The sequence below is a fragment of the Mycobacterium sp. MFM001 genome (genome assembly GCF_003402475.1).
In the GTDB taxonomy this organism is placed as follows: domain Bacteria; phylum Actinomycetota; class Actinomycetes; order Mycobacteriales; family Mycobacteriaceae; genus Mycobacterium.
On record NZ_BFAB01000006.1, the window covers coordinates 206,521 to 233,084 of the forward strand.

26 protein-coding genes are annotated in these 26,564 nt (G+C 67.3%); 17 read left to right on the forward strand and 9 right to left on the reverse strand.

What is annotated here, in order from left to right; all coding sequences use genetic code 11:
* The first annotated feature begins 18 nt into the window (after window positions 1-18).
* The 5 genes from MFM001_RS12745 to MFM001_RS12765 all read left to right on the forward strand — a co-directional run bounded on the left by MFM001_RS12745 (window position 19) and on the right by MFM001_RS12765 (window position 4,093).
* On the forward strand, window positions 19-327 hold the full coding sequence (locus MFM001_RS12745) for a PE family protein (RefSeq protein ID WP_116375630.1): 309 nt from the start codon (window positions 19-21) through the stop codon (window positions 325-327).
* 2 nt (window positions 328-329) lie between these two features.
* Window positions 330-1,898: a PPE family protein gene (locus MFM001_RS12750; RefSeq protein WP_116375631.1), complete on the forward strand. Its 1,569-nt coding sequence runs from the start codon at window positions 330-332 to the stop codon at window positions 1,896-1,898.
* A gap of 3 nt (window positions 1,899-1,901) precedes the next feature.
* The gene (esxG, locus tag MFM001_RS12755; RefSeq protein WP_116375782.1) at window positions 1,902-2,195 is read left to right on the forward strand and encodes a type VII secretion system protein EsxG; all 294 of its coding nucleotides are present in this window, start codon (window positions 1,902-1,904) and stop codon (window positions 2,193-2,195) included.
* 15 nt (window positions 2,196-2,210) lie between these two features.
* On the forward strand, window positions 2,211-2,501 hold the full coding sequence (locus MFM001_RS12760) for a WXG100 family type VII secretion target (protein WP_116375632.1): 291 nt from the start codon (window positions 2,211-2,213) through the stop codon (window positions 2,499-2,501).
* A 134-nt stretch (window positions 2,502-2,635) separates the two neighbouring features.
* The gene (locus MFM001_RS12765; protein ID WP_238159151.1) at window positions 2,636-4,093 is read left to right on the forward strand and encodes a PPE family protein; all 1,458 of its coding nucleotides are present in this window, start codon (window positions 2,636-2,638) and stop codon (window positions 4,091-4,093) included.
* On the opposite strand, the gene MFM001_RS12770 is transcribed toward MFM001_RS12765, so the two are convergent.
* On the reverse strand, window positions 4,090-5,067 hold the full coding sequence (locus MFM001_RS12770) for a quinone oxidoreductase (protein ID WP_116375634.1): 978 nt from the start codon (window positions 5,065-5,067) through the stop codon (window positions 4,090-4,092). The two genes, MFM001_RS12765 and MFM001_RS12770, sit on opposite strands and share 4 nt — an antisense overlap.
* A gap of 60 nt (window positions 5,068-5,127) precedes the next feature.
* On the reverse strand, window positions 5,128-6,312 hold the full coding sequence (locus tag MFM001_RS12775; RefSeq protein WP_116375635.1) for an RNA-guided endonuclease TnpB family protein: 1,185 nt from the start codon (window positions 6,310-6,312) through the stop codon (window positions 5,128-5,130).
* 114 nt (window positions 6,313-6,426) lie between these two features.
* Here MFM001_RS12775 and MFM001_RS12780 point away from each other — a divergent pair, with 114 nt between their 5' ends.
* Complete coding sequence (locus tag MFM001_RS12780; RefSeq protein ID WP_116375636.1) at window positions 6,427-7,077, forward strand: hypothetical protein; 651 nt, start codon at window positions 6,427-6,429, stop codon at window positions 7,075-7,077.
* On the opposite strand, the gene MFM001_RS12785 is transcribed toward MFM001_RS12780, so the two are convergent.
* The 4 genes from MFM001_RS12785 to mptB all read right to left on the reverse strand — a co-directional run bounded on the left by MFM001_RS12785 (window position 7,027) and on the right by mptB (window position 11,528).
* On the reverse strand, window positions 7,027-7,938 hold the full coding sequence (locus MFM001_RS12785) for a heme A synthase (RefSeq protein ID WP_238159152.1): 912 nt from the start codon (window positions 7,936-7,938) through the stop codon (window positions 7,027-7,029). The genes MFM001_RS12780 and MFM001_RS12785 overlap by 51 nt on opposite strands.
* A gap of 187 nt (window positions 7,939-8,125) precedes the next feature.
* Window positions 8,126-8,902 (reverse strand): ABC transporter permease, encoded by a 777-nt coding sequence (locus MFM001_RS12790; protein ID WP_116375637.1) that lies wholly within the window; start codon window positions 8,900-8,902, stop codon window positions 8,126-8,128.
* Window positions 8,899-9,831, reverse strand: a complete 933-nt coding sequence (locus tag MFM001_RS12795; RefSeq protein ID WP_238159141.1) for an ABC transporter ATP-binding protein — start codon at window positions 9,829-9,831, stop codon at window positions 8,899-8,901. The genes MFM001_RS12790 and MFM001_RS12795 overlap by 4 nt, the downstream gene beginning before the upstream one ends.
* Window positions 9,828-11,528 (reverse strand): polyprenol phosphomannose-dependent alpha 1,6 mannosyltransferase MptB, encoded by a 1,701-nt coding sequence (gene mptB, locus MFM001_RS12800; RefSeq protein ID WP_116375638.1) that lies wholly within the window; start codon window positions 11,526-11,528, stop codon window positions 9,828-9,830. The genes MFM001_RS12795 and mptB overlap by 4 nt, the downstream gene beginning before the upstream one ends.
* Window positions 11,529-11,541: 13 nt before the next feature.
* Here mptB and MFM001_RS12805 point away from each other — a divergent pair, with 13 nt between their 5' ends.
* From MFM001_RS12805 to zwf, 8 genes are read left to right on the forward strand one after another with little or no spacing between them, the layout of a single operon-like run.
* Window positions 11,542-12,333 carry a metalloregulator ArsR/SmtB family transcription factor gene (locus MFM001_RS12805; RefSeq protein WP_116375639.1) on the forward strand — a complete coding sequence of 264 codons (792 nt, stop codon included), beginning with the start codon at window positions 11,542-11,544 and terminating at the stop codon, window positions 12,331-12,333.
* A complete protein-coding gene (gene sufB, locus MFM001_RS12810) occupies window positions 12,334-13,794 on the forward strand; it encodes a Fe-S cluster assembly protein SufB (protein ID WP_116375640.1) in 1,461 nt (486 codons plus the stop codon).
* Window positions 13,794-14,969, forward strand: coding sequence for a Fe-S cluster assembly protein SufD (gene sufD, locus MFM001_RS12815; RefSeq protein ID WP_116375641.1), 1,176 nt, complete (start codon window positions 13,794-13,796; stop codon window positions 14,967-14,969). Before sufB ends, sufD begins: the two co-directional genes overlap by 1 nt.
* A complete protein-coding gene (gene sufC, locus MFM001_RS12820) occupies window positions 14,966-15,739 on the forward strand; it encodes a Fe-S cluster assembly ATPase SufC (RefSeq protein WP_116375642.1) in 774 nt (257 codons plus the stop codon). The genes sufD and sufC overlap by 4 nt, the downstream gene beginning before the upstream one ends.
* Before the next feature lie 2 nt (window positions 15,740-15,741).
* On the forward strand, window positions 15,742-16,983 hold the full coding sequence (locus MFM001_RS12825; protein ID WP_116375643.1) for a cysteine desulfurase: 1,242 nt from the start codon (window positions 15,742-15,744) through the stop codon (window positions 16,981-16,983).
* Window positions 16,980-17,462, forward strand: coding sequence for a Fe-S cluster assembly sulfur transfer protein SufU (gene sufU / locus MFM001_RS12830; RefSeq protein WP_116375644.1), 483 nt, complete (start codon window positions 16,980-16,982; stop codon window positions 17,460-17,462). The genes MFM001_RS12825 and sufU overlap by 4 nt, the downstream gene beginning before the upstream one ends.
* On the forward strand, window positions 17,437-17,784 hold the full coding sequence (locus MFM001_RS12835; RefSeq protein WP_116375645.1) for a metal-sulfur cluster assembly factor: 348 nt from the start codon (window positions 17,437-17,439) through the stop codon (window positions 17,782-17,784). Before sufU ends, MFM001_RS12835 begins: the two co-directional genes overlap by 26 nt.
* A gap of 49 nt (window positions 17,785-17,833) precedes the next feature.
* On the forward strand, window positions 17,834-19,303 hold the full coding sequence (gene zwf, locus MFM001_RS12840) for a glucose-6-phosphate dehydrogenase (RefSeq protein WP_116375646.1): 1,470 nt from the start codon (window positions 17,834-17,836) through the stop codon (window positions 19,301-19,303).
* 64 nt (window positions 19,304-19,367) lie between these two features.
* Here zwf and MFM001_RS12845 read toward each other — a convergent pair whose 3' ends face one another.
* Window positions 19,368-21,371 carry a glycoside hydrolase family 15 protein gene (locus tag MFM001_RS12845; RefSeq protein ID WP_116375647.1) on the reverse strand — a complete coding sequence of 668 codons (2,004 nt, stop codon included), beginning with the start codon at window positions 21,369-21,371 and terminating at the stop codon, window positions 19,368-19,370.
* Between the two features lie 80 nt (window positions 21,372-21,451).
* Window positions 21,452-22,189, reverse strand: coding sequence for a FadR/GntR family transcriptional regulator (locus tag MFM001_RS12850; RefSeq protein ID WP_116375648.1), 738 nt, complete (start codon window positions 22,187-22,189; stop codon window positions 21,452-21,454).
* Window positions 22,190-22,212: 23 nt separating this feature from the next.
* On the opposite strand from MFM001_RS12850, the gene MFM001_RS12855 reads away from it, so the two are divergent.
* Together MFM001_RS12855 and MFM001_RS12860 are read left to right on the forward strand one after the other, a co-directional pair.
* A complete protein-coding gene (locus MFM001_RS12855) occupies window positions 22,213-23,700 on the forward strand; it encodes a carotenoid oxygenase family protein (protein ID WP_202864138.1) in 1,488 nt (495 codons plus the stop codon).
* The gene (locus MFM001_RS12860; protein ID WP_116375649.1) at window positions 23,697-24,845 is read left to right on the forward strand and encodes an acyl-CoA dehydrogenase family protein; all 1,149 of its coding nucleotides are present in this window, start codon (window positions 23,697-23,699) and stop codon (window positions 24,843-24,845) included. Before MFM001_RS12855 ends, MFM001_RS12860 begins: the two co-directional genes overlap by 4 nt.
* A 75-nt stretch (window positions 24,846-24,920) precedes the next feature.
* Here the strand turns inward: MFM001_RS12860 and MFM001_RS12865 are convergent, their stop codons facing one another.
* Window positions 24,921-25,655 (reverse strand): hypothetical protein, encoded by a 735-nt coding sequence (locus MFM001_RS12865; protein ID WP_116375650.1) that lies wholly within the window; start codon window positions 25,653-25,655, stop codon window positions 24,921-24,923.
* An 80-nt stretch (window positions 25,656-25,735) separates the two neighbouring features.
* Between MFM001_RS12865 and MFM001_RS12870 the strand changes: the two genes are divergently transcribed.
* A complete protein-coding gene (locus tag MFM001_RS12870; protein WP_116375651.1) occupies window positions 25,736-26,548 on the forward strand; it encodes an MBL fold metallo-hydrolase in 813 nt (270 codons plus the stop codon).
* Window positions 26,549-26,564 lie beyond the last annotated feature (16 nt).

The following is a 26,564-nucleotide window of genomic DNA, read 5'->3' on the forward strand; positions in this document are numbered from 1 at the left end:
GTGGGAGGAGTCGCCGGCATGACGTTGCGTGTGGTGCCCGAAGGCCTGGCCGCGGCAAGCGCGGCTGTCGATGCGTTGACCGCCCGGCTCGCGGCCGCACATGCGGGTGCGGCGCCGGTGATCTCCGCGGTGGTTCCTCCCGCCGCTGACCCGGTGTCGCTGCAGAGCGCCGCCGGACTCAGCGTGCGCGGTAGCGAGCATGCCACGGCGGTGGCGAGCGGCATACAGGAACTGGGGCGCGCCGGCGTCGGCGTCGCCGAATCCGGCGCCGGCTATGCGGCCAGGGATGCGGCCGCCGCGGCGACGTATGGGATCGCCGGCAGCTGATCGTGTCGGCACCGGTGTGGATGGCGTCGCCGCCGGAGGTGCATTCGGCGTTGCTGAGTAGCGGGCCGGGGCCGGGGCCGTTGTTGGCGGCGGCAGCTACATGGTCGTCGCTCAGTACCGAATATGCTTCTGTGGCAGACGAACTGGGCGTGTTGTTGGCGTCGGTGCAAGGCGGGGCGTGGGAGGGGCCTAGCGCGGAGGCGTATGTCGCGGCGCACGCGCCGTACCTGGCCTGGCTGACGCAGGCCAGCGCCGACAGCGCCGCGGCAGCCGCCGAACATGAGACCGTCGCGGGCGCTTACACCGCCGCGCTGGCCGCGATGCCGACGTTGCCCGAGCTGGCCGCCAACCACGCGATACACGGGGTGTTGGTGGCGACGAATTTCTTTGGTATCAACACGATTCCGATTGCTCTCAACGAGGCCGACTACGCCCGGATGTGGGTACAGGCGGCCACCACGATGGCGAGTTATCAGGGGATCTCCGGCACCGCGGTGGCCTCGACGCCACACACCACCGCTGCGCCGCAGATTCAGAAGTCCGACACCTCAACCCAAGACTCCGGGAACCCGTTCCCTGACCCGACGGTCGACAACCCGCTGGACGACCTCATTGCGAACATCCTGAAGAACTTCGGGATCAATTGGAATCCCGCCCAGGGCACCGTCAACGGGCTGCCCTACGACGCTTACACGAACCCGGGGCAACCGATCTACTGGGTGGTCCGTGCCCTCGAACTGTTTGAGGATTTTCAACAGTTTTTCGTATACCTCCAGACAAATCCGGCGTTGGCTTTCCAGTATCTGGTTGCCCTCGAGATGTTCGACTGGCCGACCCATATCGCCCAGATTGCCGGCTTTTTGGGCACCCAGCCGGAGTTGCTGGCGGCAGGAGCCATCTTCGCGATCGCGCCCTTCGGGGCCATAGGCGGCTTCGCCGGGTTGGCGGGCCTGGCCGGGCTGCCTGCGCTCCCTGCGCCGGCACCCGCGCCGGTGCCTGCGGCGCCGATTCCGCTGCCCGCCATCGCAATAGCTCCGACCGTGGCCGCAACTGCGGCGGCAGCCCCTGCGACCGCACCGGCGCCCGCGCCCACAGCCACGGCGAGCACGGCGGCCAGTTCCCCACCGCCACCGGGCTCGCCGCCGCCGGCCGGCGGTGCGGGTTTTCTCCCTCCGTACGTGGTGGGTCCGCCCGGAATCGGGGTCGGCACGGGGATGAGTACCAGTGCCAGCTCGAGTGCGAAACGCAAGGCACCGGAGCCCGATTCCGCGGCAGCTGCCGCGGCAGCGGCGTCACGAGAGCAGGCGCGAGCGCGCCGGCGCCGGCGCGCGAAGCAGTCCGAGGGCGGCGACAAATACATGGACATGAACGTCGAGCTCGACCCGGACTGGGATGGGCCGCCCGTGGCTTCGGGGCAGGGTGCGGGTTCGTTGGGTTTTGCGGGGACGGTGCGTAGCGATGCCGTGGAGCGGGCGGCGGGGTTGGCGACGCTGGAGGGTGATGAGTTCGGTGCTGGCCCAAGGGTTCCCATGGTGCCGGGCAGCTGGGTGGTTGACGAGGAAAGGAAGTAAGTGATGAGTATGTTGGATGCCCATATTCCGCAGTTGGTGGCGTCGCAGTCGGCGTTTGCGGCCAAGGCGGGGTTGATGCGCTCGACGATCGGTCAGGCCGAGCAGGAAGCGCTCTCGGCGCAGGCGTTTCATGTCGGGGAGTCCGCGGCGGCGTTTCAGGCCGCCCACGCCCGGTTTGTGGAGGTGGCGGCCAAGGTGAACGCGCTGCTGGATATTGCGCAGGCCAATTTGGGTGATGCGGCGGGCACCTATGTGGCCTCTGATGCCGCGGCCGCGTCGACGTACACCGGGTTCTGAGAGGGGTTATAAGCGATGTCGCAGATTATGTACAACTACCCGGCGATGCTGGCCCATGCCGGAGACATGGCCTCTTATGCGGCCACGATGCAGGGCTTGGGGACCGATATCGCCAGCGAGCAGGCGGCGTTGTCGGCGGCCTGGCAGGGCGATACCGGGATGACCTATCAGGCGTGGCAGGCGCAGTGGAATCAGGCCATGGCCGATCTGGTGCGCGCGTATCACGCGATGGCCGGCACCCACGAAACCAACACCACCTCGATGCTGGCCCGCGACCAAGCCGAAGCCGCCAAATGGGGCGGCTGACCAAGTTATCAGCGGCCGAGATTCGGTCGTCGAATGTGGCTGCGCAACGCTGTTGCGCGTAAGCCTTGCGAAACACGTTGTCGTCGCAGTGATTCTTCATACAGATTGGAGTGCCTGGCATGGCGTTGCACGTCGTGACGGCACCGGCGTGGATGGCGTCGCCGCCGGAGGTGCATTCGGCGTTGCTGAGCAGTGGTCCAGGGCCGGGGCCGCTGTTGGCGGCGGCGGGTACGTGGTCGTCGTTGAGCGCTGAATACGCTTCTGTGGCAGACGAACTGGGCGTGTTGTTGGCGTCGGTGCAAGCTGGGGCATGGGAGGGGCCAACAGCCGAGACGTATGTGGCGGCGCATGCGCCATATCTGGCGTGGCTGAGCCAGGCTAGCGCCGACAGCGCTGCGGCGGCGGCTCAGCATGAGACCATGGCCGGCGCGTACAGTGCTGCGCTGGCCGCGATGCCGACGCTGGCCGAGTTGGCGGCTAACCATGCGGTGCACGCGGCGTTGGTGGCGACGAATTTCTTTGGTGTCAACACGATTCCGATCGCGCTCAACGAGGCCGACTACGCGCGGATGTGGGTTCAGGCCGCTACCACGATGGCGACTTATCAGAGCGTTTCGGACACCGCGGTTGCCTCGACGCCACACACCACCACTGCGCCGCAAATCCTCGATCACGATCACAGCGGCCATGACCACGATGATGATGGGATCCATGACGGTGAGCTGAGCCCCAGGGACCCAGAGTGGTGGATCGATGTCGGCGGCGAGATGGCTCGATACGGTCAGCTTCTCCTGAACGATCTGCTCACCAACCCGGCTGCGCTGCTGACCGATCTTCCAATGGTGTTGGCCGACCTGGCGTTCCATGCGAGCCAGCTGCTGTCCACCGTGCTCCAATTTGCTCCCATGCTGATGGGGCCGGCTCTCGGCCTGGTCATTGCCGCCCTTGGCCCTGTTGCCGGCCTGGCGGGGCTGGCTGGGTTGGCCGCATTGTCTCAACCCGCGGTCGCGCCCGCCCCGGCGCCGGAGGCGGCTGACCCGAATGTGTTGCCTGCGATTGGGGTGTCCCCGACGGTGGCTGCGCCCGCGGGGGCGGCCGCGACGGTGGCTGCGCCCACAGCGACGGCCACGGCGAGCACGGCGGCGAGTTCCGCGGCTCCGCCTGCGCCGCCGGCCGCGGGTGCGGCAGGGTTTTTCCCGCCGTATGTGGTGGGTCCGCCCGGTATCGGTGTCGGGTCGGGGATGAGTACCAGTGCCAGCTCGAGTGCGAAACGCAAGGCGCCAGAGTCCGATTCGGCTTCTGCGGCTGCTGCGGCGCGCGAGCAGGCGCGGGAGCGTCGTCGGCGGCGTGCGCAGCAGTCCGAAGATAGCGACAAGTTCATGGATATGAATGTCGAGCTCGACCCGGACTGGGACGGGCCGACCGCGGCTTCACAGCAGGGTGCCGGGCCGTTGGGGTTCGCGGGCACGGTGCGTAGTGATGCCGTGGACCAGGCGGCGGGGTTGGCGACGCTGGACGGTGATGAGTTCGCTAATGGCCCAAGGGTTCCCATGCTGCCAGGGAGCTGGCAGCACGACGGTGAACCACGCTAGGGCACCAGCACGATCGAGCCGATGGTCTTGCGGTCCTGCAAGTCCCGATGTGCTTGCGCGGCCTCGGCCAGCGGATAGCGCGCGCTGACCGTCACGCTGATGGTGCCTCCGGCGATCGCGTCGAACAATTCCTCCGAACGCCAAGTGAATTCCTGCGCGGTGCGGGTGAAGTGGGCCAGCATCGGGCGGGTCAGGTACACCGAGCCGGCGGCGTTGAGCCGCTGCGGGTCAACCGGGGGGACCGGGCCGCTGGCCGCGCCGAACAACGCCAGTGTTCCCCGAATCGCCAGGCTGGCCAGGCTGGCGTCGAAAGTGCTGGCGCCGACTCCGTCGTACACCGCGGCCACACCGGCGCCGTCGGTCAATTCCCTGATCCGCCTGCCGAATTCGTCGGGGTCATCACCGGGGTAGTCCAGCACGTCGGTAGCGCCGGCTTGCCGGGACAACTCGGCCTTCGCCGGCGTCGACACCGTCGTGATCACCCGGACACCCAAACTGGTTGCCCACTGCGTCAGGATCAGGCCCACGCCGCCTGCCCCGGCATGCACCAGCACGGTATCCCCGGGCTGCACCGGATAGACCGACTTGAGCAGGTAGTGCGCGGTCATGCCCTTCAGCAGCGCCGAAGCGGCCACCTCGAAGTCCACCGGCGCAGGCACCTGAGCAGTCAAATCGGCTGGTGCCGTGCAGAATTCAGCGTAGCCACCCGACGCTGCGGCCGTCACCACCCGGTCGTCGATCGCCAGCGCCGTCACGCCGTCGCCGACCGCGGCTACGGTGCCGGCCACCTCGCTGCCCAGGATGAACGGCAACTCGCGTGGGTATTGCCCGGACCGGAAATAGGTGTCGATGAAGTTGACGCCGATCGCTTCGGCTTTGATCAGCACCTCGCCGGCGCCGGGGGAGGGCCGCGACTTGTCGAGGTAACGCAGAACTTCGGGTCCGCCGGTTTCGGCGACTTCGATCGCGTGCATGCCCACTATCTTGACGTCCTCCCCGACATAAGTCTGGAGATTCCAACCCGGGCTGGCTACTTAGACAGCAGGACAGCTGGGTTGGGGTTCACGGTTCGCAGACCGCCTGATGGCGAGGTCTCCCCGTGCTGGCACCGCCCGCCCGGCGGCGATGTTGCGTGCTGCGTTCACGTCGGCATTGCACGGTTCCGCTTTGCAGGCGACGCACGCGAAGACCGCTTGGCTCTTGCGGTTTTCCGGTGCGACGTGTCCGCAGACGGAGCATCGTTGCGACGTGTACGCGGCCGGGACCCGCTCGATGCGTCCCCCGGCTTTGTCGTCGAGGCGGGCAACTAACCGGCCCCATCCTTGACGATTGATTGCGCGGTTGAGGCCACGTTTCTGCGCGACCCGAACCCCCGGTTGTGCCAGCGTGCCGCGCGCCGAGCGGGTCATCGCCCGCACATCGAGGTCCTCCACCCGAATCGTGTCGAACTGGCGGGCCAGATTGGTCGTCGTCTTCTCGATCCAATCGCGGCGCCGATCGGTTTCGCGGGCTTTGAGTTTGGCGATCGCCAACTTGGTGCGTTGTCGGCGCTCGGAGCCGCGTTTGGCGCCGGTGAGGCGCTGCTGCAGGCGGCGCAGCCGGGTCTGCTCGCCAGGCGTCAGGGCGGGGCAGTGCAGCAGTTCGCCGGTGGACAGTGCGACCGAGACTGTTATCCCGCGATCGACGCCGACGACGCTGCCATCACCTGGGGCAGGAATCGGGTCAGGGATGTGCGCGAAGGCGAGGTGCCATCGTCCGGCCCGGTCCTGCGTGATGCGATAGGACTTGACGCCGGCGGGCACAGCTCGAGTCCAGCGGAATCGGATCCATCCGATTTTGGGGACCCAGACTCGCCCATGACGTCGGTTGAGCTTTTCGACGTGGTGGGGCTTGAGGTCGACTTGCCGGAAGCCTTCATGCACGCCAGCCTTGCGCCACGTCGGGCGGCGATGGGTGCCGGCGAAGTAGTTGCGCATGGCTTGGGCGAAGTCGCGCAGCGCCTGCTGCTGCACGGTTTGCGAGCCAGCGGCCAGCCAATCGTATTCGGCGCGGATTTCGGTCAACTGTGCCGACTGTTCGTGGTAATCAGGGCCACGGCGACCTCGCTGCCAAAGCTGTTGCTGTTCCACGGCCAGGTTCCACACAAACCGCGCATGCCGGCAATGCTCCACCAACGCTACCTGCTGAACTGGCGTCGGCAGCAATCGAAACCGAGACATAGCATGCAACGTAACGACCGCCACCGACAGCGATTGGCCTTGCAGCCGTCGCAGATCGGGATTGGCGAATTTTCCCGCATAAGATGTCGGGATTCCCGCAAGTGTGGAGTCCGCATGAAGTTGGCCCGGCCCGATATCCGCCATCCGCGCATCGTGCTGGCCGGAACCGGCAACGACGCCGGCCTGATCGCCGCCCTGCGCAAGCGCGGGTTGCACGCGCGGTCGATGCCGTGGGACGACCCCGACACGTTGCGCGCCGACCTGGTGATCCTGCGGGAGGCTCCCGACGACCGGGGTAAGGAGTTTCTGCGCTGGACCAAGCGGGCGTCCAACCTGCTCAACGCCGCCGACGTCGTCGCCTGGAACAGCGATCGCCGATACTTGCGTGACCTTCAGCACGCCGGGGTGCCGACGCAGTCGAAGGCTGAAAGCCTGACCGCGCTGGTCTTTTTCGGCGGCACGCAGTCGTACGCGTTCGGCCCGCAGGGGGCAGTCGATGCCGACTTCGAACTGTGGGATGTCGGGTATGCGGCGCTGCGCGCGGCGGCCGAACGCGTGAGCATCGGCACCGACGAATTGCTCTACGCCCGCGCCGACGTCACCGACGACCAGCGGTTGACAGCCCTGGATCTGGTGGCGCCGTCGCTGGGCTGGGAACTGCTGGACGACGCCACGCGGGAGGACGCGCAGCGCCAGTTCGCGTTGAGCGTCGAGTCAGCTCTGGAGCGGCTGGGGTTGGGTCCGCTCTCGCATCGACGCCCATAGCGCCGCAGTGGCCGCGGTGCACAAAGCAGCGCCGGCGACATGCACGGCGACCAGGACGGGCGGCACCCCGGTGAAGAACTGCACGGTCCCGACCAGGCCCTGGCCGCAGACCAGCAGCACCAGAACACCCAGCCGCAGCAGCACCGGGTGGGGGGCCTGGACGGCCAGCAGCCCAAAACCCAGCCCGACCAACAGCGCCAGGTAGGCCACCAGCAGCGACGAATGCATGTGCACCAGCGTGGTGATCTCGACCTTGAGCCGCGGCACGGTGCGCGTCGGGCTGGTGTCGCCGGCGTGCGGACCGGCCGCGGTGACCAGGGTGCCGGTCACCAGCACGGCGGCCAGTGTGATCGCGCTGAGCAGGGTGAGCCCGCGCAGGGGCTTGACCACTGTGGGGCTGACCACCCCGGCGTCGGGTTCGCCGATCTTGACGTAGAGCAGCACGGCCAGCCACACCATCGTCATCGAGGCCAGGAGGTGGACGGCGACCGTCCACCACAACAGGCCGGTGAGCACGGTGATGCCGCCGATCACGGCCTGCGCCACCGTCGAGGCGGGCATCAGCCACGCGTAGACCTGCACTTCGGCGCGGCGCCGAGCCCTGGTGACTACGAGCACCGCCAATGCTGCGGCGATCACCACCCCGAAGGTCACCATGCGGTTGCCGAACTCGACGGCCTGGTGGATGCGGGGCACCTCGGCGACGGCCACCGGGGTGAAGCTGCCCGGGAAGCACTGCGGCCAGGTCGGACAACCCAATCCGGACGCCGTGACCCGGACGATGGCGCCGGTGACGGCGATGCCTCCCTGCGTCAGGATGACCAGCGCCGCGATCATCCGCTGCGTGCGCACGCTCGGCATCGGCAGCAGGTCCACCAAACGCAGCAGCCAGCGACCGACGGGCATCGTCGTGGTCGTCACGGACCCGATCGTAGGCGACTGAGAACTACAAGCCGTAGTAGGGCGCTGAGTGTGTGGTTTCGTACGCGACGCGCCGATGCGGGCGTATGAATCCGCACACTCGGCGCGGGACCGGTCGCGGCCGAAGTCAGGTGAAGCGGAACCAGCGCAGGGCGGCCAATCCGCCCAGCGCGCCCCAGACGGCCAGGACGGCGACGCCGAACCAGTCGACCGACACGCTCATCGCCTGTGACAGCGCTTCGGTGAGCGCTCCGGACGGGGTGAGCCGCGCGGCCCACTTGACCGCGGTCGGCACCAGGCTGGTCTCCACGGTCAACGCGCCCAATCCGGCGAAGACGAACCACAGCAGGTTGGCGACGGCCAGCACGATCTCGGCGCGCAGGGTGCCGCCCAGCAGCAGACCCAGCGCGGCGAACCCGGCGGTGCCCAGTGCGATGATCACGGCGCCCAGCCCCAGCCCTGCGATGTCGGGCCGCCATCCCAGTCCAAAACCGATGGCCCCCAAGACAATTGCCTGCAGAAAGACGACAGCGACCACGGCCAGCGACTTGCCGGCGATGATCCCCCACACCGGCAGCGCGGTGGCGCCCAGCCGTTTGAGGGCGCCGTAGCGGCGGTCGAAGGCAACCGCGATCGCCTGGCCGGTGAACGCGGTGGAGATCACCGCGAGCGCCATGATCGCCGGGACAAAGGTGGCCGCACGGTTGTCGCCGAACGAGCCGAGCGGTAGCAGTGTCAGACCCACCAGCAGCGTGATCGGGATGAACATGGTCAGAAGCAACTGCTCGCCGTTGCGCAGCAACAGCTTCAGCTCCAGGCTGAACTGCGCCGCGAGCATCCGCCCGACCGTGTTGGGTCGCGGGTTCGGTGTGAAAGTCCCTGCGGGAAAAGGCGATTCGGTCATGATCGCAACTCTCGGCCGGTCAGATCCAAGAACACGTCCTCCAGGCTGCGTTGCTCGACGCGCATGTCGGTGGCCAGCACGTCGATTTGCGCGCACCACGCCGTCACCGTGGCCAGCACCTGCGGGTCGACGGGGCCTTCGACCAGATACTCGCCGGGCGCCAGCTCGCTGGCCCGGTAGTTCTCCGGCAGCGCGGAGATCAGCAGCGACAGGTCCAGCCGCGGCGGTGCGCTGAACCGCAACTGGTCTTTGGCGCCGCTGCGCATCAGCTCGGCCGGCGTGCCGGCGGCCACCGCCGCTCCGTGGTCGATGATCACCAGCCGGTCGGCCAGTTCCTCGGCCTCCTTGAGCTGGTGAGTGGTCAACACCACGGTCACGCCGTCGCGGCGCAGCGCGTCGATCAGCTCCCACACCAGCAGCCGGGCATGCGCATCCATGCCGGCGGTCGGCTCGTCGAGGAAAACCAGCTCGGGACGGCCGACCAGCGCGCAGGCCAGCGCCAGCCGCTGCTGCTGGCCGCCGGACAGCCGCCGGTAGGTGGTGCGGGCGGCGTCGGTCAGACCCAGCGTGGTCAGCAGCCAATCGGGGTCCAGCGGGTCGGCGGCATAAGCAGCCACCAGCTGGAGCATCTCGCCGGCGCGGGCGGCCGGGTAGCCGCCGCCGCCCTGCAGCATCACCCCGATGCGTTCGCGCAGCCGCGCATTGTCGGCGATCGGGTCCAGGCCCAGCACCTCGATGGTGCCGGCGTCGGGGCGGACGAAGCCCTCGCACATCTCGACCGTCGTCGTCTTGCCGGCCCCGTTGGGACCCAGCAACGCGAACACCTCGGCGGCGTGTACCTCGAGGTCGAGGCCGTCCACCGCCGTCGTCGACCCGTACCGCTTGGATACCCCGCGCAGCCGCAGCGGGATGTTCGAGGCGGAGGTCACGGGGACTCAGCGTAAGCGCCGGGTACCGGCGCGGGCTCCCGGGTCTCGGTGTCGCTCAGCACATCCGGGGACAGCGCGTCGTGCAGCAGCTCGGCGCCCTCGGCGCGAATTTGGCGCCACGGCAGGCGGGTGTAGGTCGTTGCGATCAGCAGCAGGACGATGATCGTGCTGGCCACCGTGGCATCGACGATCTGGAACAACGCGAAGCGGTCGCCGTTGGCGGTGGGCCCGAAGACGCCGACGACGATCGTGACGCCGATCGCCGCGATCCGGAAGCCGGCGCGGGTGGCCCAGGCGGCCAGCGGGATGATCGCCCACAACAGGTACCACGGCTGCACCACCGGGAACAGCAGCACCGTGACGCCGAGCGCGACGCCCAGCCCGCCGACGGGATGCAGCCTGCCGCGGAAGACCGCCCACAACAGCCAGCACACCATCACCGCGATGATCAGCACGCCGATGCCACGGGTCAGCGACAACACAGCGGTGGTGTGATCACCCAGGCCCAGCAGGATGCCGACCTGCCCGGTGCCCAGCGCCAACAGCGTCGGCGGCGACATCCAGCTGCGGACGACGTTAGCGGTGCCGAGGGTGAAGACCCAGCCGAAGCCCAGCCGGCTGGCCCAGCCGACCAGCGCCATCACGGCCAGCGCCAAGCCCGCCATCAGCCCGCCGGCCAGCAGGAACGCCCGCACGCTGCTGCCCCAGCGGCAGGCCAGCGCCATCGCGACGAACCCCAACGCTAGCAGCGACGGCAGCTTCACCTGCGAGGACAGCGTGATCAGGATCGCTCCGACCAGAAGCTCGACCAGCGGCACCCACTCGTGCCAGTGGCGCCGATGTTCGGGAATCAGCCGCCGTGTCGAGTCCACGCCCCGCAAGGCGAATTCGGTGCCGGTGAGCATCAGCCCGAGCATCAGCGCCTCGTTGTGGATGCCGGCGACCAGATGCATGATCAGCAGCGGGTTGGCGGCGCCCAGCCACAGCGCGCTGACCTCGGCGACTCCGCAGCGCCGGGCCAGTCGCGGGGTCGCCCACACGATCAGACCCACGCCGGCCAGCACCACCAATCGGTGACACAACACCGCGGCGACGAGGTTTTCGCCGGTCAGCGCCGAAATCCCGCGCCCGACCCACAAGAACAGCGGCCCATAGGGGGCCGGGGTCTCGCGCCACAGGCTGGGCACCGACAGCGTGAACACATGACCGAGGCCCAGGCCGGGAGCAGGCCCCACCCGGTAGGGGTCGAGCCCCTCGCGGCAGATCTGGCTTTGCGCCAGATAGGAGTAGACGTCCTTGCTGTACATCGGGGGCGCCACTAGCAGCGGGATGGTCCACAGCAGCAGGGTGCGGTCCAGCTCGCCGCGCGACATACGCCGATCGCCCAGCGCGAAGCGTCCCAGCATCAGCCAGGCCAGCGCCATCATCACCGCGCCGGTGGTGGTCATCGTCAACGAGACCGTCTGAATGCGCGACGGCAGGTTGAGGAGCCGGACCCCGAACGACGGGTCCTGCACCACCGGCCGCGCCCCGGCACCCAGCGCGCCGATCGCCATCAATACCGTGCCGGCGCCGCCGAACAGCCGAGTGCGGCGTACCGCGACCAGCTCGCCGGCGTCGAGCGGCGGCCCGACGGTCTGTTCGTCGCCATGCCAGCGGGCAATCGACGAACTCAGGGTGTGGTGGCGGGCAGCCATCAGTGCAGCGTAACTGCCGGGCAGGTGGGTCCAGCTGGACCGGTCGCCGGAATTGCGTCACACTGGTGTTGTGAAAATCCCGTCGGATGCGGCACTGGCCGCAGCTTCGACGCACGACGGCCACACCCGAAGCGCCGTCGTGCGGTTGTTGCTGGAATCCGGGACTATCACAGCAGGGCAGATCGGTGACCGGCTCGGGCTGTCCGCGGCCGGGGTGCGGCGCCACCTGGACGCCCTGATCGACGCCGGCGAGGCCGAGTCGGTTCCCGCCGCCGCCTGGCAGCAGGTGGGCCGGGGACGCCCGGCGAAGCGGTACCGGCTGACCGCGGCCGGTCGCGCGAAGCTGGACCACAGCTACGACGACTTGGCGTCGGCGGCGATGCGTCAGTTGCGGGAGATCGGCGGCGAGGATGCGGTCCGCAAGTTCGCCCGGCAGCGCATCGACAGCATTCTGTCCGATGCGGCGGCGCCCGAGGCCGACGTCGAGGGTAAGGCCGACCGCGTCGCGGCGGCACTGAGCAAGGCCGGGTACGTCACCACCACCACGCGGGTGGACGGCCCGATCCACGGTGTGCAGATCTGCCAGCACCACTGCCCGGTGTCGCATGTGGCCGAGGAGTTCCCGGAGCTGTGCGAGACCGAGCTGCAGGCGATGTCCGAGGTGCTCGGCACTCACGTGCAGCGGCTGGCGACGATCGTCAACGGCGACTGCGCGTGCACCACGCACGTCCCGCTGAACCCTGAGCAGTCCCTTCGGCGCACAGCCCGCGCCGAAGCCCCCACGAGCAAGCAAGGAGCGTCGTAGATGACGACCACCCCTGAGGTTCGCCCGATAGGTGGCCCCTTGGCCAAAGAAGCGTTGTCCCAGGAAGAGGCCATCGCTTCGCTGGGCCGGTACGGCTACGGCTGGGCCGACTCCGACGTCGCGGGCGCGAGCGCGCAGCGTGGCTTGTCCGAGGCTGTGGTGCGCGACATTTCGGCCAAGAAGAACGAGCCGGAATGGATGCTGGAGAACCGGCTCAAGGCCCTGCGCATCTTCGAGCGCAAGCCGATGCCGAAGTGGGGCTCCAACCTCGAGGGCATCGACTTCGACAACATCAAGTACTTCGTGCGCTCCACGGAGAAGCAGGCGGCCACGTGGGATGACTTGCCGGAAGACATCCGCAACACCTACGACAGGCTGGGCATCCCGGAAGCCGAGAAGCAGCGTCTGGTTGCCGGGGTAGCGGCCCAGTACGAGTCCGAGGTCGTTTACCACCAGATCCGCGAAGACCTTGAGTCCCAAGGGGTTATCTTCCTCGACACCGACACCGGCCTGCGGGAACACCCCGACATCTTCAAGGAGTACTTCGGCACGGTGATCCCGGCGGGGGACAACAAGTTCTCTGCCTTGAACACTGCGGTGTGGAGTGGCGGCTCGTTCATTTACGTCCCGCCCGGCGTACACGTCGATATTCCGTTGCAGGCCTACTTCCGGATCAACACCGAGAACATGGGTCAGTTCGAGCGGACGCTGATCATCGTCGACGAGGGCGCCTACGTGCACTACGTCGAGGGCTGCACCGCTCCGATCTACAAGTCGGACTCGCTGCACTCGGCGGTGGTGGAGATCATCGTAAAGCCCGGTGGCCGTTGCCGTTACACGACGATCCAGAACTGGTCGAACAACGTCTACAACCTGGTCACCAAGCGGGCGCGCGCCGAAGCCGGCGCCACCATGGAGTGGGTCGACGGCAACATCGGCTCGAAGGTCACTATGAAGTACCCGGCCGTGTGGATGACCGGCGAGCACGCCAAGGGCGAGGTGCTCTCGGTGGCGTTCGCAGGCGAGGGCCAGCACCAGGACACCGGCGCCAAGATGCTGCACCTGGCGCCGAACACGTCGAGCAACATCGTGTCCAAGTCGGTGGCCCGCGGCGGCGGCCGGGCGTCCTACCGCGGCCTGGTCCAGGTGAACAAGGGTGCGCACGGATCGCGCTCGAGCGTGAAATGCGATGCGCTGCTGGTCGATACGGTCAGCCGCAGCGACACCTACCCGTATGTCGACATCCGCGAAGACGACGTGACGATGGGCCACGAGGCCACCGTGTCCAAGGTCAGCGAGAACCAGCTGTTCTACCTGATGAGTCGCGGGCTGACCGAGGACGAGGCAATGGCGATGGTGGTGCGCGGCTTCGTGGAGCCCATCGCCAAGGAGCTGCCGATGGAATACGCGCTGGAGCTCAACCGGCTGATCGAGCTGCAGATGGAAGGCGCGGTCGGCTAGTGGCGAATCTGACCGAAGCGGTTGAGGGTTCGGCCCTGACCGCAGCCAACAAGGGCGAGGTTTTCACCTCGTTCGACGTCGACGCCTTCGAAGTGCCGCACGGCCGCGACGAGATCTGGCGGTTCACCCCCTTGCGGCGGTTGCGCGGCCTGCACGACGGGTCGGCGCGGGCCACCGGCAGCGCGAAAGTTACCGTCGCCGAACGTCCCGGCGTCACCGTGGAGACGGTGCGGCGCGGCGACGAGCGGCTGGGACAAGGCGGCATACCCGCTGACCGGGTTGCCGCGCAAGCGTTTTCGTCGTTCAACTCCGCGACGGTAGTGACGGTGAACACCGCCGAGCCGGTCGACATCGCGATCGAGGGCCCCGGCGAGGGCGCAACCGCATACGGCCACCTGCAAATCCGGGTGGAAGAGCTCGCCGAGGCCGTCGTCGTCGTCGACCACCGCGGCAGCGGAACCTACGCCGACAACGTCGAATTCGTCGTCGACGACGCTGCCCGGCTGACGGTGGTGTGGATCGCCGACTGGGCCGACGACGCGGTGCACGTCAGCGCGCATCACGCCCGGCTGGGCAAGGACGCGGTGCTGCGGCACGTCGCGGTCACCCTGGGTGGTGAGCTGGTGCGGATGTCGGCCAATGTCCGATTCGCCGGGCCGGGCGGCGACGCCGAGCTCCTCGGCCTGTACTTCGCCGACGACGGCCAGCATCTCGAGTCACGGCTGCTGGTCGACCACGCTCACCCCGACTGCAAGTCCAACGCCCTGTACAAGGGTGCGCTGCAAGGAGATCCGGACTCGAATCTGCCCGACGCGCACACCGTCTGGGTGGGCGACGTGCTGATTCGCGCAGAAGCCACCGGCACCGACACCTTCGAGGTGAACCGCAACCTGGTGCTCACCGACGGCGCGCGTGCCGACTCGGTGCCCAACCTGGAGATCGAGACCGGCGAAATCGTCGGCGCCGGACACGCCAGCGCCACCGGACGATTCGACGACGAGCAACTGTTCTACCTGCGCTCCCGCGGCATCCCCGAGGAGCAGGCCCGCCGCTTGGTGGTGCGTGGTTTCTTCAACGAGATCATCGCCAAGATCGCGGTGCCCGAGGTGCGGGAGCGCCTGACCAACGCCATCGAACACGAACTGGCCATTACGGAGAAGACAACAGCCTCATGACCACTCTGGAAATCAAAGACTTGCACGTCAGCGTCGAAAACCAAGCCGACGGCGGCGAGATCCCCATCCTCAACGGCGTCAACCTGACCGTGCGCTCCGGCGAGACCCATGCGGTGATGGGCCCCAACGGATCCGGCAAATCCACCCTGTCGTACGCGATCGCCGGTCACCCTAAGTACACGGTGACGTCCGGCTCCATCACGCTCGACGGCGCCAATGTCCTCGACATGACCGTCGACGAACGCGCCCGCGCCGGACTGTTTTTGGCGATGCAGTACCCGGTCGAGGTGCCGGGGGTGTCGATGTCGAACTTCCTGCGCAGCGCGGCCACCGCTGTGCGCGGCGAAGCGCCGAAGCTGCGGCACTGGGTCAAAGAAGTCAAGTCCGCGATGGAGGCCCTCGACATCGACCAGGCGTTCGCCGAACGCAGTGTCAACGAAGGCTTTTCGGGTGGTGAGAAGAAGCGCCACGAGATCTTGCAGCTGGGTTTGTTGAAGCCCAAGATCGCGATCCTCGACGAGACGGACTCGGGCCTGGACGTCGACGCGTTGCGAGTGGTCAGCGAGGGCGTCAACCGCTACGCAGAGGAAGTCCACGGCGGCATCCTGCTGATCACGCACTACACCCGGATCCTGCGATACATCCATCCGCAATTCGTGCACGTGTTCGTCGGCGGCAAGATCATCGAATCGGGTGGTCCGGAGCTGGCCGACGAACTCGAAGAGAACGGCTACGTGCGCTTCACGCAAACGGCGGCCACGGGGGCCTGACCATGGTCCCACTTGACGTTGCTGCGATCCGCGCGGACTTCCCGATCCTCAAGCGCGGGATGCGGGGCGGAAAACAGCTGGCCTACTTGGATTCCGGTGCCACGTCGCAGCGCCCGGTGCAGGTGCTCGACGCCGAGCGAGAATTCTTGACCACTTCCAACGGCGCGGTGCACCGCGGCGCGCATCAGCTGATGGAGGAGGCCACCGACGCCTACGAGCAGGGTCGCACCGATGTCGCGGAATTCGTGGGCGCCGAGGCCGACGAGCTTGTGTTCACCAGGAACGCCACCGAGGCGCTCAACCTGGTGTCTTACACCTTGGGTGACAACCGCTTCGAGCATGCGGTAGGCGAAGGCGATGTCATCGTCACCACCGAGCTCGAACACCACGCCAACCTGGTGCCCTGGCAGGAACTCGCCCGGCGCACCGGCGCCAGCCTGCGCTGGTACGGCGTGACCGACGACGGCCGCATCGACCTGGATTCGCTGCAACTCGACCAGAACGTCAAAGTGGTTGCCTTCAGCCATCATTCGAACGTCACCGGCGCCCTGGCCCCGGTGGCCGAACTGGTAAACAGGGCTAAAGAGGTGGGCGCACTGACCGTGCTGGACGCCTGCCAGTCGGTGCCGCACGAGCCGGTTGACTTCCACGCCCTCGACGTCGACTTCGCCGCCTTTTCCGGGCATAAGATGCTGGGGCCCAACGGGATTGGTGTGCTGTACGGCCGTCGCGAGCTGCTCGCGTCGATGCCGCCGTTCCTCACCGGCGGGTCGATGATCGAGAACGTGGCCATGGAAGCCTCCACCTATGCGCCGCCGCCGCAGCGGTTCGAAGCCGGCACCCCGATGACTTCGCAGGTGGTGGCGTTGGCCGCGGCTGCCCGCTACCTCGGCAAGATCGGCATGGACGCCGTCGAAAACCACGAACGCACACTGACCGCCGCCGCCATCGAGGGCCTGTCCGCCATCAAAGGTGTGCGGATCATCGGGCCGCAGTCCATGGAGCACCGCGGCTCGCCCGTGTCGTTCGTCGTCGACGGCGTGCATGCGCACGACGTCGGCCAGGTGCTCGACGACGACGCCGTCGCGGTGCGGGTCGGGCACCACTGCGCGCTGCCGCTGCATCGCCGGTTCGGCTTGGCCGCCACCGCACGGGCGTCGTTCGCGGTGTACAACACGCCCGAGGAGGTCGACCGACTGGTGGCCGGCGTGCAACGTGCCCTGGACTTCTTCGGGAAAGACTGAGCATGCGTCTCGAGCAGATCTATCAGGACGTGATCCTCGACCACTACAAGCATCCCCAGCACCGCGGGCTGCGGGAACCGTTCGCCGCCCAGGTGTATCACGTCAACCCGGTCTGCGGCGACGAGGTGACGCTGCGCGTGGCGCTGTCCGACGACGGCGATCACATCGCCGACGTCTCCTACGACGGGCACGGCTGTTCGATCAGCCAGGCCGCCACCTCGGTACTCACCGAGCAGGTGATCGGCCAAAGCGTCGGCCAGGCGCTCAAGACCGTCGCCGCGTTCACCGAGATGGTCTCGTCGCGGGGAACAGTGGAGGGCGACGAGGAGGTGCTGGGCGACGGCGTCGCTTTCGCCGGGGTCGCCAAATACCCGGCGCGGGTGAAATGCGCGCTGCTCGGCTGGATGGCATTCAAAGACGCACTGGCCCAGGCCAGCGCAAAGGAGGTAACGGATGAGCGAGACCGCCGCACCGGATAACGAACTGCTCGCCGACATCGAGGAGGCGATGCGCGACGTCGTCGACCCCGAACTGGGCATCAACGTCGTCGACCTGGGACTGGTCTACGGGCTGAACCTGGAAGAAGGCGACGAGGGCACCGTCGCGCTGATCGACATGACGCTGACCTCGCCGGCCTGCCCGTTGACCGATGTCATCGAAGACCAGTCGCGGTCCGCGCTGATCGGCGCCGGCTTAGTCGACGAGCTGCGGATCAACTGGGTGTGGAACCCGCCGTGGGGCCCGGACAAGATCACCGACGACGGTCGCGACCAGCTGCGGGCGCTCGGCTTCACGGTCTGAACGGCCGTTTTCTCCTCGCGGCGGCCCCCGTCGTGGCTACTCTGGGGCTGTGACCGATCCCGCAAAGGGCCGGGGGGCCAAGGAGACGGGCAGCAGCGCAGATCCGCATGTCGTCGTCTTGTTCGGTGCCACAGGCGATTTAGCACGTCGTAAGCTGCTGCCCGGCCTATACCATCTGTCCTGTTCCAACCTCGCTCCGGAGATACGCATCGTCGGGACGTCGCTGGAGGATCTCGACAACGAGGCGTTTCGCACGCTGGCCGACAAGGCATGCCGGGAATTCGCCAGGCGCAAAGCTACCGACGAGCTGCTGGAGCAGTTCACCAAGAACCTGGTTTACGTGCCGCAGGAGGCAGGTCCGGACGGCCTGGCGAAAGCTGTGCGCGAGCAGCTCGAGACACTCGGCGCTAACGCCCGGCTGCTGCACTATTTGAGCGTGCCGCCCTCGGCCGCGATGGCCGTACTGGAAACGCTCTACAAGGCGGACCTGGTTGAGCATTCCCGGGTGATCATGGAGAAGCCGTTCGGCACCGACTTGCAGAGTGCGCAGGAGCTGAACGCGGAGATTCACAAGAGATTCGAGGAAGAACGGATCTTCCGGATCGACCATTTCCTCGGCAAGGAGCCCGCGCAGAACATCCTCGCGTTCCGCTTCGCGAACGGGTTGTTCGAGCCGATCTGGAACCGGAATTTCATCGACCACATTCAGATCGACGTGCCGGAGAAGCTCACCCTTGAGGGGCGCGCGCAGTTTTACGAATCGACGGGCGCATTCCGGGACATGGTGGTCACCCACCTGTTCCAAATTCTGGCGTTCGTCGCGATGGAACCGCCCACCGCGCTGGCACCGCTCGCGATTACCGACGAGAAGAATAAGGTCTTCCGCTCGATGCGCCCGCTGGATCCCAACGATGTGGTGCGCGGGCAGTACAAGGGCTATCTGGACGAACCCGGGGTGTCGTCCGAGTCCGACAACGAGACGTTCATCGCGCTCAAATGTGAGATCGACAACTGGCGCTGGGCTGGCGTTCCGTTCTATCTGCGCACCGGAAAGGCCATGGCGGAGGGACAGCGGATCATCTCGATCGCATTCCACGAGCCGCCGAAGAGCATGTTCCCGCCGGGATCCGGTGTGGGACAACATGGTCCGGATCATTTGACGTTCGACCTGGCCGACGTGGCGAAGATGTCGCTGTCGTTCTACGGCAAGCGGCCCGGCCCGGGAATGAAGCTGGACAAACTGAGCCTGCAGTTCGCGATGCAAGAGACCGGCCACGCCCAGGAGGTGCTCGAGGCCTACGAGCGGCTGATCCTCGACGCCATGCGCGGCGACCGGACGCTGTACACCACCGCGGAGGGCATCGAGCGACTGTGGGAAGTGTCAGCGCCGTTGTTGGACGATCCGCCGCCGGTGCGCAGTTACGACATCGGCTCCTGGGGACCCAATTCGATCCACCAGCTGATCGCGCCCCGGGCATGGCGGCTGCCCTTCGAACGGGTCTGGCGCGGCAAAGACTAAGGCCGAGCAGACGCAGAATCGCATGCCGCCCCGGCATTTCGCGCGATTCTGCGTCTGCTCGCCATCAATAGGCGGGCTGGAATTCGCCCGCGGAGATCATCTCCTGCTCCGCGCGGATGATGTGTACGACGGCGTTGATCAGCGCCAGGTGGGTGAACGCCTGCGGGAAGTTGCCCAGATGACGCCCTGTGCGGGTGTCGATTTCCTCGGCGTAGAGCTTGAGTGGGCTGGCGAATGCCAGCAGCCGTTCGCAGAGCTGCTTGGCCCGGGTGAGTTCGCCGATCTCGACCAACGCGGACACCAGCCAGAACGAGCAGATCGTGAACGTGCCTTCCTCGCCGACGAGTCCGTCGTCGGTCTCTTCGACCTTGTAGCGCAACACCAACCCGTCGACGGTCAGTTCGTCGGCGATTGCGAGCACGGTGGCCCGCACGCGCGGATCATCCGCTGGTAGGAACCGGAGTATCGGAATCATCAACGCCGACGCGTCGAGTGCGGGATCACCGTATCGCTGGGTGAACACGCCGCGCTCGTCGACGCCGTGCGTCAGCACGTCGGCCTTGATCTCGTCGGCGATGCTGCTCCACTTCGTGGCGTACTCCTTCTCGTTGTGCATCGCGGCCAGCTTCGCGCCGCGGTCCAGCGCCGCCCAGCAGAACACCTTGGAGGACACGAAGTGCTGCGGTTCGCCGCGCACTTCCCAGATCCCGCGGTCGGGGAGCCGCCAGTTTTCGATCGCTTCCTCGACTTGCCTTTTGAGGATCGGCCACAGCCGTTCCGGCACGTGCGCGCGCGGCCGCACATGCAGATACACCGAGTCGAGCATGGTGCCCCAGACGTCGTGCTGGCGCTGGTTGTAGGCGCCGTTGCCGATTCGCACCGGCCGCGCGCCGTCGTACCCGGACAGGTGGGGGAGTTCCTCCTCGGTGAGCGTTTTTTCACCGCCCACGCCGTACATCACTTGCAGTGTCTGCGCGTTGCCGTCTTCGTCGACCGCGGCGTCCGACAGGAAATGGAAGAAGTTGTTGGCTTCCCGGTCCAGGCCGAGCGAATGCAAGCCCCACAGGGCGAACGTCGAGTCCCGCACCCACGCGTAGCGGTAGTCCCAATTCCGCACGCCCCCAGGCGTTTCCGGCAGCGACGTGGTCGCTGCGGCCATCAGCGCACCGGTCGGGGCATAGGTCAGGCCCTTCAACGCCAGCGCGCTCTGCTGCAGGTAACCACGCCACGGGTGATCCGGGAACTTGCCGATGGTGATCCACTGCCGCCAGCATTCGGAGGTCTGCCACATCTTCTTGGCCGCCTCCTCCTGCGTTCGCGGAGCCGGCAGCGGCGACCACGACAGCGCGACGAAGGCCTCGTCGCCCTCGACCATCCGGGTGCGGGCATTGGCCTCCGGGCCTTCGATGCCGAGCCGCAGATTGGTGGTGAGTTTGAGCGTGGGATAGGAATCGTCAAGGCCGCCCGCGCATGTCGCCGTCGCCTCCTCGTACACCTGCCCGGTGTAGGCCCACTTGGCTTCGTTGCGGTGGTAACCGAAGGCCGGCTCGCAGCTCACCTCGACTTCGACAGTTCCGCTCACGCACTTGATCACTCGCAGCAGGATGTGCTCGGCGTCCCAGTCGGTCGGGGCGCGCCGATGCGTCTTGGACCGCTTGTCGGTGTTGTGCCAGGCGCCCATGACCAACGCGTCGTGCACGGTCAGCCACCCCGTCTCGGTCTGCCACGTCGTCTCCACGATCAGGCCACCGGGGCGGTACACTCGCAGCGACGGAACGTTCTGGCCGTACGGGCCGACCCGGAAATGGCCGGCGCTGCGGTCGAGAATGGCGCCGAACACACTCGGCGAATCCGGCCGCGGCAGACACATCCACTCGACGGCGCCGTTCGGGGCGATCAGACAGGTGTTCTCGCAATCGGACAGAAATGCGTACTCGTCGATCGGCGGGAACGGACTGCGGGTCGAATTCGCGACGTCCAGCGCGCCCGGCTCGTCGTTCGGGTGGAAGTCGATGCGTTTCTTGTCGGCCTTCGGGTGCTTCGGCGCCGACTTCGTGGTGCTGCCCATCTGCACATCATCGTCCGCCGAGCCTGGCCTGTCTGCGAATTCGGGCGTCTGACCTGCGCAGACTGTTGGGCACAGGTCTATTAGCGCCAGGGCAGGTCGCTGCCCGCGCCGCGCCAACGCGACGGCGGGATCATCGGCGCGCCAAGCAGTCCGGACGCCTCGACGTGCTTGAGAGCGGCGTCGAGATGCCGGCGCATCCGGTGTTCGGCGCGACGGGGGTCGTTGTCGCTGATCGCTTTGGCGATCGCGCGATGTGACTTGGCGGCTTCGTCGCGGTCGAATTGAGTGATGTCCTGCTCGGCAGCAGCCCAGCGGACAGCCTGCTCGACGGCAGCCAAAACCGTTGTCAGCAAAGGGTTTCCACTCGCCCGCACCAGCAGCTCGTGAAATTCGTGATAGCCGGTGCCGTCCGGGGCGATACCGCGGTCGGCGACGGCGGTGAGCGCGGCCCGTTCGTCGGGGGAGGCGTACTCGGCGACGTGTGCCGCGGCGGCCGGCTCGAGCATCTTGCGGAATGCCAGCAAGTCACCCCACGTCGCGCCGGTGAGGGTGAGCAGCTGCACCAGCGAGCGGGCGACCCGCTCGGGTTCGGGATGGCGGATGCGCACACCGCTGCGGCCCTGGCTGGTGGCGGTGAGCCCCTCAGCGTCGAGCAGCCGCAGGGCCATGCGGACGGTTTCGCGGCTGGCTCCCAGCTGGCTGACCAGCTCGGCTTCCGGCGGCAGGGAGTCGCCGGGGGCCAGCTCGCCGGACAGGATGCGGCGACGCAGGGTAGCGGCGACCAGGTCGGGTGCGCGGGAGGCCTTGGCTGTGGTCACGCAACTTAGTATACTAAGTCGCCATGGTCATGGTGCCCGACGCCGCGGTGCTTCGCGGCGCGTTTCGGCCGATGCGATTCGAGGCGACCGTCGAGGACTGCGTGGTGACCTCCGGCGAGATCCCCGCCGACCTGTGCGGCGGCTTCTATCGGGTCGGGCCGACGTTCAAACGGCCCACCAAGCAGGGCGGCAACGGCCTGCTGGCGATGGACGGCATGGTGCAGGGCCTGACGTTCGACGGCGGTCGCGCCGATTTCCGCAACCGTTGGGTCCGTACACCCAAGTACTTGCTGGAGCAGCGGCACGGCCGCGGGATGTTCTGCTGGACCGACGGCGAGTGGACCGACTGGCGCAACATCGGCTTCGGCGCCGCGGTCCCCGACGAGTACACCCGCGGAATTCCGCAGGGCACCAACAACATCAACTGCTTTCCGTTCGGCGGCGAAATCCTCGCGTCGGGCGAACAGGGCAGCCCGCCCGTCGCGCTGGATCCGATCACGCTCGAAACCCGCGGGATCGTGCCGTGGTCGCCGCAGCTGTCCCGCGGCATCTTCGAGCAGGCCGGCTATGGCGATGCCGCGTTCACCGCACATCCGAAGTGGGACAACGGCACCTTGTACGGCTGGGCCTACAGCAACCGCAAACCGTACGTCACCGTGCACGTGGTGCGGGCCGACGGCACGGTGGTTTCCCGTGAGCTGTGGGACGCGCCGTATTCCTCCGAAGTCCACGACATGTGGCTCACACCGGAGTGGATGGTGTTGCCGTTTCAGGGTTTCGTGTTCGACCCAGACCGGATCGAGCGCGGGCTGCCGGTGCACGGCTGGAACCCCGAACTGCCGACCATGCTGGCGCTGGTGCCCCGCGACGACGTCGAGCACGGCGAAATCCGCTGGATCACTGCCGAAATCGAGCCGCAGTACATGATGCACACGCTGGCCGCCGACGTCACCGACAACACCCTGACCCTCGACGCGCCGGTCTTCCAGCGGCCACCGTTCCCGCTCGACGTCGACCGATTCGAGGGCGAGGACGTCTCGTTGTTCTTCAATTTGGCACGCAGCACGCTCGGCCGCTGGACGGTGGACTTGTCCACCGGCAGCGTCAAATCCGAGCTGCTCGATGACCGCCCCTGCGAGCTGCCCAAGGTCGACGAACGCTTCTACGGGCGCGGGCATCGATGGGGATACCTGATCGGTGGCGACGCCAAGGGCAACGGCATGCGCATGCACAGCCTGGTGGTGCGCGACCTGCACAGCGGCGACGAGCAGGAGTACCGGCTGCGCCACGAGCGCCCGGCCGTCGTGATGGAGCCGACCTTCGTGCCCCGCACACCCGATGCGCCGGAGGGCGACGGCTACTTGATGGTGCCGGTGTCCCGGTGGACCGAAAACCTCGGCGAATACGTCATTTTCGACACTGACGACATCACCGCCGGACCCGTGTGCCGCATCGAGATACCGTTCCTGCTGGGTTTCACCCCACACGGCCATTGGATGGATTTCCGGTGACGCTCAACGCTTTCGAAGAGCAGGAGTTACGGGCGTCGGTGCATGGCATCGTGGCCGGCTTCGGCAATGACTACTTCACCCACTGCAGCGAAACCCTGCAGCATCCCACCGAGCTGTGGGACGCGCTGGCCGCCGGCGGATTCGTCGGCGTGAACCTGCCCGAGGAATACGGCGGCGGCGGAATGGGACTGTCCGCCATGAACATCGTCGCCGAGGAAGCCGCCGCCGCGGGCTGCCCGCAGATCATGCTGATGATCTCGCCGGGCATCGTCGGCAGCCTGCTGGCCAGGCACGCCACCGACGAGCAGAAGCGGCAGTGGCTGGCGCCGATGGCCGCCGGGAGCGTCAAGATCGCATTTGCGATCACCGAACCCGACGCCGGCTCCAACTCCCATCAGCTGGCCACCACCGCCCACCGCGACGGCGACAAGTACTACATCAGCGGGCAGAAGACCTTCATCACCGCCGCCGACCAGGCCGACGCGCTGCTCGTCGTCACCCGCACCGGCACCGACCCGCGCGGCCGCGCACAGCTGTCGTTGTTCTTGGTCGACCGCGACACACCGGGCATCGATATGCACCGCATCCCAATGACTTTCGAGATCACCGACAAGTCGTTCACGGTATTCTTCGACAACGTGGCCGTGCCGGCCGACCGGCTCGTCGGCGGTGAGGGCAACGGTCTGCGCGTCGCATTCGACGGCATGAACCCCGAACGGGTGATCATCGCGGCGATCTGCAACGGCGTCAGCCGCTACGCACTGGACAAGGCGGTGGCCTACGCCCGCGAACGCCAGGTGTGGCAGGTGCCGATCGGCGCGCATCAGGGCGTCGCACATCCGTTGGCGGAAGCCAAGATTGCGCTGGAGTCGGCCCGGCTGATGACGCGCCACGCCGCCGAGAGCTACGACGCCGGAACCGACGCGGGGGAGGCCAGCAACATGGCCAAATTCCTGGCCGCCGACACGGCGATCCGCTGCGTCGACGCGGCCATCGAAGTGCACGGCGGCAGCGGATTCACCCGCGAGGTCGCGCTGGCCAACATGTACGAGTTCGTCCGGCTGTTCAAGACCGTGCCGATCACCCGCGAGATGATCCTCAACCACGTCGCCCAGCACAGCCTCGGGCTGCCGCGGTCGTATTGACCGCGAAACAGAAGCCTGGGTCGTGATTTTGTGCGCATCACAGCCCTGGCTTCTGGCTCGCGAGACGACCACTCGCTAATGGTGATGCCCGTGCGGCAGGCGGGGAATGTGGAAGTGGTGGTGTGGGCGGCCTATCGCCGGGCACGGTTCGAGGTCGATGCTGTCCGCGTGCAGCACGCCGCCGTCCTTCGTGCCTTGCGCCGCCAGACACCTGCCGTTCTGTATCGCTTGCGCATTGGTGACTGAATGCTTTTGGTACGTGGTCGAGTCGGTGACGGTCACATCGGTGTGCGCGGTCTTGCCCGCGGCGTCGGTGCTGTCGACGCCGATGGTGTTGCCCGTAACGCTTTTGACCGTCCCGGACACACCGGCGGGCGGTTGGCCCGTCGGGGGAGGGCAATTACCACCTTCGGATGGGCTGATGATCACTGACTGCGCCGAGACGGGCCCACCCGCAGCAGTGGGCTCGACGTCGACGCAGCTGCCTGGGGTGACGTCGGTCAGCTGAGCCGGACCCAGCTCGGTGATCATCGTCGTCGGCGTGTAGTCGACCGTTGCTGCCGTTCGGTCACGCTGCGTGAGCTGAATGGTGTCGCCCGATACCGATCGGACCATGCCTTCGACGTGGGCGTGACCGACGGGAGGCGGCGGCTTGGAGGCGGAAGGCGTCGGGCTTGGTGTCGCGCTCGCCGAGGTGCTGGGTTTGCCTGCGTTTCCGTCATCGGAGCCGCCGCATGCACCGACCGCCAGAGCGGCCATCGCGACGAGCGCGAGGGTCAGTCGATGTGTGGGCGCGGCCGTGGACCCCATCACACCAGTGGAGCCCGCGATCCTGGCAATCGGCTATGAAGCCGCTGTGAGGCCCGATTCCGCCCGAATAGAGTGGGCCCATGTTCTGGCTCTGCAGGACTTGTGGTGTGGAGCATGCGACCGCGTCGGGGGTCTGCGCGATCTGCGCCGACGAGCGGCAGTGGGTGCCCCGCGACGGTCAGCAGTGGGCGACGCTGGAGGAGCTTGCCGCCGAGGGGATGCGTTCCGAGGTCAGCGTGATCGAGGACGGCCTTGTCGGCGTCGGCAGCGCGCCGGCGTTCGGTATCGGGCAAGTGGGAAAGCTGGTGTGCACCAGCGGCGGCAACGTGTTGTGGGATCCGTCCGGTTTTCTCGACGACGCCGCCGTGACGGCGATACAAGAACGCGGCCCGGTCGTCGGGATCGTCGCCAGTCATCCGCACATGTACGGCGCGCAGGTGGAGTGGAGCCACCGCCTCGGCGGGGTGCCGGTGTACGTCAACGCCGCCGACGCCCAATGGGTGATGCGCCCCGACCCGGTGATCCGGCAGTGGTCGGACACCCTGGAGCTGACGCCCTCGCTGTCGGTGGTGCGGGTCGGCGGGCATTTCCCCGGCAGCGCGGTCGCCTGCTGGCGCGACGGCGCCGACGGCCGCGGCGTGCTGCTGGTCGGCGACACCGTCTTCCCCAATCCCGACCGGCGCACGGTCGGCTTCCTGCGCAGCTACCCCAACCGGTTGCCGCTGTCGGCGGCGGTGGTGCTGCGGATGGCCGACACGCTGGCCGGGCTGCGGTTCGACCGCATCTACGGGCTGTTCACCAACTCCATCGACAGCGACGGCCAGGCCGCGGTGCGGCGATCGGCGGCGCGACACGCCGCCTGGGTCCGCGGCGACTACGACTACCTGACCTGACCCGCGGAACACCACG

Bases quoted from the DNA above. Each gene is read 5' to 3' on its own strand.
- MFM001_RS12745 (WP_116375630.1), top strand. From the start codon at position 19: ATGACGTTGCGTGTGGTGCCCGAAGGCCTGGCCGCGGCAAGCGCGGCT.
- esxG (WP_116375782.1), top strand. From the start codon at position 1,902: ATGAGTATGTTGGATGCCCATATTCCGCAGTTGGTGGCGTCGCAGTCG.
- MFM001_RS12760 (WP_116375632.1), top strand. From the start codon at position 2,211: ATGTCGCAGATTATGTACAACTACCCGGCGATGCTGGCCCATGCCGGA.
- MFM001_RS12770 (WP_116375634.1), bottom strand. From the start codon at position 5,067: ATGCACGCGATCGAAGTCGCCGAAACCGGCGGACCCGAAGTTCTGCGT.
- MFM001_RS12775 (WP_116375635.1), bottom strand. From the start codon at position 6,312: ATGTCTCGGTTTCGATTGCTGCCGACGCCAGTTCAGCAGGTAGCGTTG.
- MFM001_RS12780 (WP_116375636.1), top strand. From the start codon at position 6,427: ATGAAGTTGGCCCGGCCCGATATCCGCCATCCGCGCATCGTGCTGGCC.
- MFM001_RS12785 (WP_238159152.1), bottom strand. From the start codon at position 7,938: ATGCCGAGCGTGCGCACGCAGCGGATGATCGCGGCGCTGGTCATCCTG.
- MFM001_RS12790 (WP_116375637.1), bottom strand. From the start codon at position 8,902: ATGACCGAATCGCCTTTTCCCGCAGGGACTTTCACACCGAACCCGCGA.
- mptB (WP_116375638.1), bottom strand. From the start codon at position 11,528: ATGGCTGCCCGCCACCACACCCTGAGTTCGTCGATTGCCCGCTGGCAT.
- sufB (WP_116375640.1), top strand. From the start codon at position 12,334: ATGACGACCACCCCTGAGGTTCGCCCGATAGGTGGCCCCTTGGCCAAA.
- sufC (WP_116375642.1), top strand. From the start codon at position 14,966: ATGACCACTCTGGAAATCAAAGACTTGCACGTCAGCGTCGAAAACCAA.
- MFM001_RS12825 (WP_116375643.1), top strand. From the start codon at position 15,742: ATGGTCCCACTTGACGTTGCTGCGATCCGCGCGGACTTCCCGATCCTC.
- MFM001_RS12835 (WP_116375645.1), top strand. From the start codon at position 17,437: ATGAGCGAGACCGCCGCACCGGATAACGAACTGCTCGCCGACATCGAG.
- MFM001_RS12845 (WP_116375647.1), bottom strand. From the start codon at position 21,371: ATGGGCAGCACCACGAAGTCGGCGCCGAAGCACCCGAAGGCCGACAAG.
- MFM001_RS12855 (WP_202864138.1), top strand. From the start codon at position 22,213: ATGGTCATGGTGCCCGACGCCGCGGTGCTTCGCGGCGCGTTTCGGCCG.
- MFM001_RS12865 (WP_116375650.1), bottom strand. From the start codon at position 25,655: ATGGGGTCCACGGCCGCGCCCACACATCGACTGACCCTCGCGCTCGTC.
- MFM001_RS12870 (WP_116375651.1), top strand. From the start codon at position 25,736: ATGTTCTGGCTCTGCAGGACTTGTGGTGTGGAGCATGCGACCGCGTCG.